We start from the raw sequence: 7,902 nt of genomic DNA, 5'->3' as shown, positions 1-7,902 counted from the left end.
CCCTCACCCCCAGGAGGTTCGCATGGCCCGCATCGGGATCCAGCTCATGATGCTCAAGGACCACATCGCCCGCGAGGGCGTTCTGCCCGTGCTCGAGCAGGTGAGCGAATCGGGCTTCCAGGTCGTGGAGGTCTCCCAGATCCCCATGACCGAGCAGAACGTCGCCGACATGGAAACCGCCCGCGAGCAGCTCGGCATCGAGTACGCCGCGATCTCCGCGAAGACCTCCGCCCCCGCCGGGAGCGAGGACCTCACCCTCGAGCAGCACTTCGACCTGCACGTCGAGCACGCCCGCCGCCTCGGCACCTCGATGCTCCGCATCGGCATGATGCCGCTGCCCGCCATGCGCTCCGCCGAGGCGATCGACGCCTTCGCCCGCGAGGTCGACGAGCACGCGCAGCGCTTCGCCGCCCTGGGACTCTCGCTGAGCTACCACAACCACCACGTCGAGTTCGCCCGCCTCGAGGGCCGCACCGTCCTCGAGCGGCTGCGCGAGAAGGCCCCGCACCTGCGCTTCGAGATCGACTGCCACTGGGTCCAGCGCGGCGGCCAGGACCCCCAGCGCACCCTCGCCGCCTTCGACGGCGTCCTCGACCTGGTGCACCTCAAGGACTACCGCATCGTGCTCCCGCCCGCGGAGGTGCTCGACACCGTCGAGGCCGGGGACCGCAGCGCCTGGGGCGAGTTCTGGTCGGGCTCGATCGTGCAGTTCGCCGAGGTCGGCGCCGGGACCCTCGACTGGGGCCCGATCATCGAGCAGGGCATCGCCGCCGGCGCCCAGCACTTCCTCATCGAGCAGGACCAGACCTACGGCCGGGACATCTTCGCGTCCCTGGCCGATTCCCGCGCACACCTCGTCTCCCTCGGATACGAGTCCCTCCTGACCGGATCGGATCCTGCATGATCGCGCGGCGCCACCTCCCGTGAAACGCCGCGAGTCCGGTGGAGGCACCGATCCCACGGGAGGTTCGACGTCATGGCAGAACCGAGGACGTACCCCGACGGACTCCGGGAGAGGGCCACGAGGAGGGCATCACCCCGAGGGAGTTCGGGACGCACCACCACGATGCCCTCACCCGAGAGCCCGGACCCGAGCGCCCGGACCCGCACAGCAGTGGCACGGAACCTGAGCCGGTCCACTCTGATGCTGAACGCGAGTCTCCTGCCGTGGAGTGTCTACTCCATACTTCGGCCATGACGCGGCGACCTGACGACAAGCGACTCCGCCGGCTGATTCTCGGCATGTTCTTCATCGCGCTGGCGATCGGCGCTGTGGTGCTGCTGGGCCTGATCGCGCCCATGTCGGACGACCCGGAGGGCGTCGGCCGCCTGCTGGGGGGAGTCGCGGGAGCCCTCGGCGTCGCCGGCGTGCTGATGGTCCTCGTCGGACTCGTGACGCCCCGCTTCCCCCGCAAGATCCGCCGGCAGCCCACGGTACCGCCGACGGGACCGTGATCGTCGAGACCGCGGGCCATCGCGTCATCCGCTGAGCCCGACGGCTCAGCCCGACGCGGCGGCGACGAGCACCCCGCCGAGCACCCCGGCCAGGAGGGGACTTACCGGAGAGAGTGTGCCGTTCGCTCGAGGTTGAGCGGCAGGGCGAGCCTGAGGGCTTGGGTCCCGATGCCGGTGAGGACAGGCAGGACCCCGACCTCGAGCGAGGCGTTGCGGACGAGATTCCCGCGGCGCGATGCCGGCGCGGCGTCAGGGTTCATCGGCGGTGGCGCTCGACCACGGGCCAGAACTCGTTCGGGTCGAGGGACTCGAAGTCGCCGTCGGGCCGGTCGCGGAGCAGCTCATCGGCGATCCCGGGTACGTCGACGTCGCTCGCGTCATATCCCCGCTCGCCGTCGCCGATCGTCGACGTGATGACCTGGATCAGAGTGTCACGATCCATCACACAGCTCCTCGCCTCGGGGGTGGTAGCGATCCTAGAGCCTGGGGTGACCGGCGTCTTGGGTTCGCGGCTCTACATGGCCCTTTTTGACCCTCATCGCGACGCGCAGTGGAGGGCGGGCTCGAGGTCATGCGTTCTTGGTGTGCTTCTGGATCGTCGCCCAGAACAGGGGCGCCTCGACCTTTTCCCCCTCGCCGGGCCCCGCCAGCTGTTCGAGGTCGTCTGCGATCGCCTCGACGTCGTAGTCCGACGCGGGCGTCTGGGCATCACCGCTCGCGATGGTGGCTTTGATGTACGCAATCAGGCTGGCTCGGTCCATGCTCACTCCTTGTCAGCGGTGTCTCGCGGTAGGGCGATCGTACTCATCGTCGCCAGGGGTTTGCATCCCTCGACGCCGTCATCCACACGTGGTCGTCGCGGCGCGCTCCCGGCCGGGGACGCGTGATGTGGATCTCGCGGCCTTGGGGTCCATGGGCGCCGCGGATGCCGTGCCGGTGCGACATCCGACCGCCGCTCGCGGCGGTGCGTTCAGATGGTGCTCACGACAACGCGAGAGGCCCCCTCCCCGGTGCATCTGCACAGGGGAGGGGGCCTCTCGTCGGTGAGTGCAGCGTGGAGCCGGCGGGAATCGAACCCGCGTCCGATAGTGCGAAGCCAGGGCTTCTCCGGGCGCAGTCCGTGAAAACGTGTTCTCAGTCCCGACGCTCGCACGGACACGTCGTCGACGGACTCAGTCACTCTGAGGTGTTCATCCTTCCCCGGTGACCAGGGTCGGCAGCAGTGGCTCCTTAGCTGATGGAACGATCCGGGTCAGGAGCACCCCCGGGGTTCCAGACTGCTAACGCTGATCAGGCAGCGAGAGCGAAGTCAGTGCGCTTGGGTTCGGCACTTATTGGTTTCCAGAGAACGTTTACGAGATGACTCTGGATTCTCGGCCCGCTTCCCCTCGCTGGACAACTACCGTCGAAACCGATCGGCCCCTGGCGTGGGAAGGCATGACTATCGTGACGGCCTGATGGCCGTCCTGCACTCACTCTTCGGTTGTCAATCACCCACGGGCGCCCCCGGGGGAACGCCGTGGATCGAGTCTACCGCGCCCCACCGACGGACAGAAGCGAATATCCCTCAGCTCACGGCGAAGCGCCGGGGGCTGGACCAGGCAGTCCTCCGCGCCGATGATGACGCGATGAGCAGCTTCGAGATGGCCGGCATGCGGATCGAGATCGACCCCGAGACCCTGCGGGAGACCGTCGCGGATCCCGCAGCCCTCGCGAGCTGGTGCGCCGAGAACCCCGAGGATCCGCGCACGGTGACCGGTCTGCGCATCGTGGGCCGGCTCGACGAGGCCGCCGCCGCGGGGAGGCGGGCCCTCGATCAGTCGGGGCTGTCGCCGGTGATGCGAGCGGTGCGCCGCACCCGCTATGCGCAGGTACTGCAGTGGCAGGGCGCCTTCCTCGCGGCCGAGGAACAGATGGACCTCGCCGCCGAGGAGACCGGGTTCGAGGACCCGACCTCGCCGTCCTCGCTGTCGGCGCTCGCGAGCGTCTTCCAGCATCGCGCGAAGAATCGCTTCGAGCACGCCCGGGCGGAGCAGGCCGCGGACCGGCCCCGTGCCGCCGCCCGGTTGTGGGACGCGGCGCTCGAGGACGCGCGCCGGGCGCTGCTGATGCGGGAGCGTCTGGGCGTCGCCGATCAGGGGCTCCTCGCGTCGAGCCGCCAACTGGTCGCCCGGCTGGAGCGGCGGGACCTCGGGGCCGCGGAGCCGTCGGAACGATCCGGCGTCTGAGCCGGCGTCGGGACGAACCCTCCGGGCACCGCGGGCGACCCCTCCGAGAGGGGCTCGCGTCGCCCGCAGCCCCGCGGTCGACGACCGGGTTCAGGCGATCTCGCGCTGGCGCATGGCGCGTTGCGCCTCGCGCATGTCCTGCTTCTCGCGGAGGGTCTGGCGCTTGTCCCATTCCTTCTTGCCGCGGGCGAGGCCGATGAGCACCTTCGCGTGCGAGCCGAGGAAGTACATCTCGAGCGGCACGATCGTGTAGCCCTTCTCGCGGGACTGGCTCGCGAGCTTCTCGATCTCCCGCTTGTTCAGCAGGAGCTTGCGCTTGCGCCGCGCGGCGTGGTTGGTCCAGGTCCCCTTCACGTAGGGGGCGATGTGAGCGTTGTCCATCCACACCTCGCCACCCTCGACGTAGCAGTAGCCGTCGATCAGCGAGGCTCCCCGATCCCGCAGCGACTTCACCTCGGTGCCGGTCAGGACGATGCCCGCCTCCCACGTGTGGTCGATGAAGTAGTCGTGACGGGCTCGCTTGTTCGAGGTGATCAGCTTCTTCTCGGGGCCGTCGTCCGCCGCGGATTTCTTCGCAGCGCCCTTCTTCGCGGACATGGGTCCCTCCTCGCGGATCCTCGTGGTGGTCGGTGCCGGCGCCTCGGGATGCCTCCCCGCTCGGACCGGATCTCCCAGCCTACGCGCCGGTCAGCGGCGGGGCGAGGGAATATGGCGCGCCCCGCTCGCGAGGCGGCGCTCCCCCGCGGTCCGTCGGCCCTCGGCCCGACCCGGCGTCAGATGTACTTCGTCGGGTTGACGGCGTTGCCGTCTTCGTGGACCTCGAAATGCAGGTGGCAGCCGGTCGAGGAACCGGTCGTGCCGACGTAGCCGACCGTATCCCCGGCGGAGACCACCGCCCCGACCGGCAGCGCGAAGCCCTGCAGGTGGTGGTAGCTGGTGGTGATCAGCTTCCCGTTCTGGATGCCGTGGCTGAGGATGATCTTGTTGCCCGCACCGCTGTTGTAGGTGCGGGCGATCACGCGGCCGGAGTGCGCGGCGCCGACGGGCACGCCGCAGGCAACGGGGAAGTCCACGCCCGCGTGCAGCTTGCGGGTGCCGTAGATCGGATGGACGCGCCAGCCGAAGTTCGAGTTCAGACGGGCATTCACGGGGCGCACCCAGCCGCTCGAGCTCGAGGAAGAGGAGGAGGACCCGCCGCCGCCACCGCTGCTCGAGCTCTTCTTCGCGGCGGCGGCCTCCCGCTCGGCCCGCTCGCGCTCCTGACGGGCGAGCTCCTCGATCTCCGAGTCGAGGGTCGAGCTGCGGGTCTCCAGGGTGGAGACGTCCCCCTCGTACTGCGCCTTCTTCGTCTCGAGGTCGTCGCGCTGGGTGATCTGCGTGGCGTACAGGGCGTCGAGGTCGTTTTTCGCGTCGGCCGCTGCCTGCTCGGCGGCCTCGGTGCGGGCGACCGCCGCCTCCGCCTCGATCTTCAGATCCGCGATCTCCTCGCGGACGGCCTCGAGACGGTCCGCGGAGTTCTCCGTGACCGCCTGGTCGCTGCGGAGATCGTCGAGGCGGGTGCCCTGGGAAGCCAGGGTCAGGCGGTAGTTCATGGAGCGGTCCACCGCGTCCTGAGGCTCCTCGCCCCCGAAGTAGATGGTCGAGGGGTTGGGCAGGCCCCCGCCCTTGTACGCCTCGAGCGCGATCTGCGACAGCTCCTCGTCGCTGCGGTCGACCTCGACCCGGCCGTCCTCGACCTCTCCCGAGAGCTCGGCCTCCTCCTCCTCGGCGGCCGCGAGGCGCTCGCCGGTGAGGCGGTCGTCCTCCTGGGCGGCCGCGAGCTCGGCCTGGGCGTCCTCGAGGTCCTGCTGGGCGATCGGGATCTGCAGCTCGGTCTCGGCGAGGGCGAGATAGGTGGAGGCGAGATCGTCGTTGACGCCCTCGAGCTCGAGGCGGAGGTCCTCGAGCTGCTGGTCGACGCTCTCACGCTCGGCGATCTTGTCCTCCTTGGTGGGGGCGGCCCAGGCGGAGCCGGGCAGGCCCAGCGAGGGGACGACCAGGAGCGCGCCGGCGGCGAGGAGGGACAGCGGGCGGTGCAGACGGCGCAGGAGCATGCTCACACCTTCAGATGTCGGTTGAGGGAGACCACGGAGGAGGCGATCGACAGCACCGCCCCGAGGACGACCAGGGTCGGAGCCGCCCAGAGGAGGTCCGCGGTGGAGACCGTGATCAGCTGCTCCCCGAGGGTGGGCGCGAGCCAGCGAGCGACGATGTACTCGAGGCCCACCCAGAGCATCCCCGAGGCGATCAGGCCGCCGATGATCGCGGCGACGGCACCCTCCAGCAGGAAGGGCAGCCGGATGAAGACGTTGGAGGCACCCACCAGGCGCATGATCGCGATCTCGCGGCGCCGGTTCGCGACCGACATCCGGATGGTCGTGGCCACGAGCAGCACCGCCGCGATCAGCATCAGCACCGCGAGCCCGAGGGCGAAGAGCGTGGACTGGTTGAGGACGTCGATGAAGGGGGCGTAGGTGCTCAGGAGGTCGGTGACCTCGTCCACGCCGTCGCGGCCCTGGAAGAACTCGACCACCGCCGCGGAGTCGTCAGCGTCCTGCAGGGTGATGTGGAAGGAGACGGGCATGTCCTCGGCGGTGAAGTTCGAGACGAACCCCTCCCCCGCGAACTGCTCCTGGTAGATCGCGAGCGCCTCCTCCTGGGAGCGTTCGTCGTAGGAGGCGACGTACTCCGAGAGCACGTCGCCCTCGAGCGCCTCGCGCACCGAGTCGATCTGGGCGTCGGTCGCCGCGCCGCCCGCGCAGGAGGCGGCGGTCGAATGCGGGGAGCACAGGAAGATCGTCACCTGCGACTGCTCGACGAGCGTCGCCTTCATGTCCATGATCTGCTTCTGCATCAGCAGTCCGGTGCCCACGAAGGTCAGCGAGACGGCCGTGACGATGACCACCGAGATCACCATCGAGACGTTCCGCCACAGGCCCGAGACGATCTCGCCGAGGATGTAACGGGCCCTCATCGGGTGACCTCCTCGTCCTCGTCGAAGGCGTCCGCGTCGAAGGCATCCGCGTCCCGCTCGCGGCGGGACGCGCGCTCGTCGATCAGGTCCTCGTCGAGCACGTCCGTGCCCTCCGGCTCCGCGGTGCCGGGGGTCCGACCGTCCTCGTCCGAGAGGTCGATCGCGTCGGACGGACGATCGAGGTCCTCATCGTCCTCGCGGGCCGCCTCCGAGGGCTCGTCCGCGGCTCGATCCGCTGCGCTGTCCGGGCTCGCGACCGTGACGACCAGCTCGTCCTCCGATTCCGCCTCGACCCGCAGGGACGAGTCGTCAGGGAGGTTCCCGGAGATCACCGAGACGGCCTCGGCGGAGTCGTACCCGCCCTCGTCCTCGTCGCGCACGACGACGCCGCCGACCATCTCCACGACGCGGCGCCGCATGCGGTCCACCGCCGCCCGGTCATGGGTGGCCATGACCACGGTGGTGCCGCGCTCGTTGATCTCCGCGAGCAGGTCGAGGATGCCCTCGGCGGTCGAGGGGTCGAGGTTGCCGGTGGGCTCGTCGGCCAGCAGGATCGAGGGGCGGTTGACGTAAGCTCGGGCGATCGCGACGCGCTGCTGCTCACCGCCGGAGAGCTCGTGCGGGAGTCGCTTGCCCTTGTCCTCGAGCCCGACCATCTCGAGCATCTCGGGGACCAGGCGCCGCACGACCTTGCGCGGTGTGCCGATCACCGCGAGGGCGAACTCGATGTTCTGGTACGCGGTCTTCGAGGGCAGCAGGCGGAAGTCCTGGAACACCATCCCGATCTCGCGGCGCAGGGCGGGCACCCGCCAGGACGGGATCCGGGAGAGGTCCTTGCCGGCGACGTAGACGGTGCCGCGGGTGGGGGCCACCTCCTTGAGCACCATGCGCATGAGGGTCGACTTGCCGGACCCGGAGGCGCCGACGAGGAAGACGAACTCCCCGCGGGAGAACTCGATGTCGAGATTCTCCACCGCGGGGTGCTGACCGCGCATGTACGTCTTGGTGACGTTGTCGAAACGGATCACGGGAACCTGTCACATCGGGGGTGTCGAGCGACTCCAGCGTAGGGGCGCGCCGCGGCGGGACACGATCAGGGCATGCGGGATCCGGGTCAAGACCTGGTCAAGGCCTGGTGGGGCCGGTCACGTCGTGCGCTCCGCGGCCCGCCCTTCCCTCCGCCGACGGGTCGGCGCCGTGCTGGAC

General features: G+C 69.7%; 9 protein-coding genes and 1 other RNA gene. 3 read left to right on the top strand and 7 right to left on the bottom strand.

The window, feature by feature from the left end; genetic code table 11:
* Positions 1–22 precede the first annotated feature (22 nt).
* A complete protein-coding gene (locus ACZCAH_RS00610; RefSeq protein ID WP_464339247.1) occupies positions 23–904 on the top strand; it encodes a sugar phosphate isomerase/epimerase family protein in 882 nt (293 codons plus the stop codon).
* A gap of 290 nt (positions 905–1,194) precedes the next feature.
* Entirely contained in the window at positions 1,195–1,455 is a 261-nt protein-coding gene (locus tag ACZCAH_RS00605; protein ID WP_464339246.1) for a hypothetical protein, read from the top strand.
* Between the two features lie 256 nt (positions 1,456–1,711).
* On the opposite strand, the gene ACZCAH_RS00600 is transcribed toward ACZCAH_RS00605, so the two are convergent.
* The 3 genes from ACZCAH_RS00600 to ssrA form a co-directional block, all read right to left on the bottom strand.
* Positions 1,712–1,897, bottom strand: a complete 186-nt coding sequence (locus ACZCAH_RS00600; RefSeq protein WP_464339245.1) for a hypothetical protein — start codon at positions 1,895–1,897, stop codon at positions 1,712–1,714.
* 127 nt (positions 1,898–2,024) lie between these two features.
* On the bottom strand, positions 2,025–2,216 hold the full coding sequence (locus ACZCAH_RS00595; protein ID WP_464339244.1) for a hypothetical protein: 192 nt from the start codon (positions 2,214–2,216) through the stop codon (positions 2,025–2,027).
* Positions 2,217–2,507: 291 nt separating this feature from the next.
* Positions 2,508–2,878: a transfer-messenger RNA gene (ssrA, locus tag ACZCAH_RS00590) on the bottom strand.
* Between the two features lie 205 nt (positions 2,879–3,083).
* On the opposite strand from ssrA, the gene ACZCAH_RS00585 reads away from it, so the two are divergent.
* A complete protein-coding gene (locus ACZCAH_RS00585; protein WP_464339243.1) occupies positions 3,084–3,683 on the top strand; it encodes a hypothetical protein in 600 nt (199 codons plus the stop codon).
* Between the two features lie 90 nt (positions 3,684–3,773).
* On the opposite strand, the gene smpB is transcribed toward ACZCAH_RS00585, so the two are convergent.
* The 4 genes from smpB to ftsE form a co-directional block, all read right to left on the bottom strand.
* On the bottom strand, positions 3,774–4,280 hold the full coding sequence (gene smpB / locus ACZCAH_RS00580; RefSeq protein WP_464339242.1) for an SsrA-binding protein SmpB: 507 nt from the start codon (positions 4,278–4,280) through the stop codon (positions 3,774–3,776).
* 176 nt (positions 4,281–4,456) lie between these two features.
* Positions 4,457–5,776, bottom strand: a complete 1,320-nt coding sequence (locus ACZCAH_RS00575; RefSeq protein ID WP_464339241.1) for a peptidoglycan DD-metalloendopeptidase family protein — start codon at positions 5,774–5,776, stop codon at positions 4,457–4,459.
* 2 nt (positions 5,777–5,778) lie between these two features.
* The gene (gene ftsX / locus ACZCAH_RS00570) at positions 5,779–6,696 is read right to left on the bottom strand and encodes a permease-like cell division protein FtsX (protein WP_329745205.1); all 918 of its coding nucleotides are present in this window, start codon (positions 6,694–6,696) and stop codon (positions 5,779–5,781) included.
* Positions 6,693–7,724 (bottom strand): cell division ATP-binding protein FtsE, encoded by a 1,032-nt coding sequence (ftsE, locus tag ACZCAH_RS00565; RefSeq protein ID WP_464339240.1) that lies wholly within the window; start codon positions 7,722–7,724, stop codon positions 6,693–6,695. The genes ftsX and ftsE overlap by 4 nt, the downstream gene beginning before the upstream one ends.
* Between the last annotated feature and the right edge of the window lie 178 nt (positions 7,725–7,902).

The organism is Brachybacterium sp. B718/18, from assembly GCF_055454375.1.
The sequence above is the reverse complement of the archived record's forward strand: the minus strand, read 5'-3'. Positions and strand labels throughout refer to the sequence as shown.

Coding starts and splice junctions, on each gene's coding strand:
- ftsX (WP_329745205.1), bottom strand. CDS start 6,696: ATGAGGGCCCGTTACATCCTCGGCGAGATCGTCTCGGGCCTGTGGCGG.
- ACZCAH_RS00575 (WP_464339241.1), bottom strand. CDS start 5,776: ATGCTCCTGCGCCGTCTGCACCGCCCGCTGTCCCTCCTCGCCGCCGGC.
- ACZCAH_RS00600 (WP_464339245.1), bottom strand. CDS start 1,897: ATGGATCGTGACACTCTGATCCAGGTCATCACGTCGACGATCGGCGAC.
- smpB (WP_464339242.1), bottom strand. CDS start 4,280: ATGTCCGCGAAGAAGGGCGCTGCGAAGAAATCCGCGGCGGACGACGGC.
- ACZCAH_RS00610 (WP_464339247.1), top strand. CDS start 23: ATGGCCCGCATCGGGATCCAGCTCATGATGCTCAAGGACCACATCGCC.
- ACZCAH_RS00605 (WP_464339246.1), top strand. CDS start 1,195: ATGACGCGGCGACCTGACGACAAGCGACTCCGCCGGCTGATTCTCGGC.
- ACZCAH_RS00595 (WP_464339244.1), bottom strand. CDS start 2,216: ATGGACCGAGCCAGCCTGATTGCGTACATCAAAGCCACCATCGCGAGC.
- ACZCAH_RS00585 (WP_464339243.1), top strand. CDS start 3,084: ATGAGCAGCTTCGAGATGGCCGGCATGCGGATCGAGATCGACCCCGAG.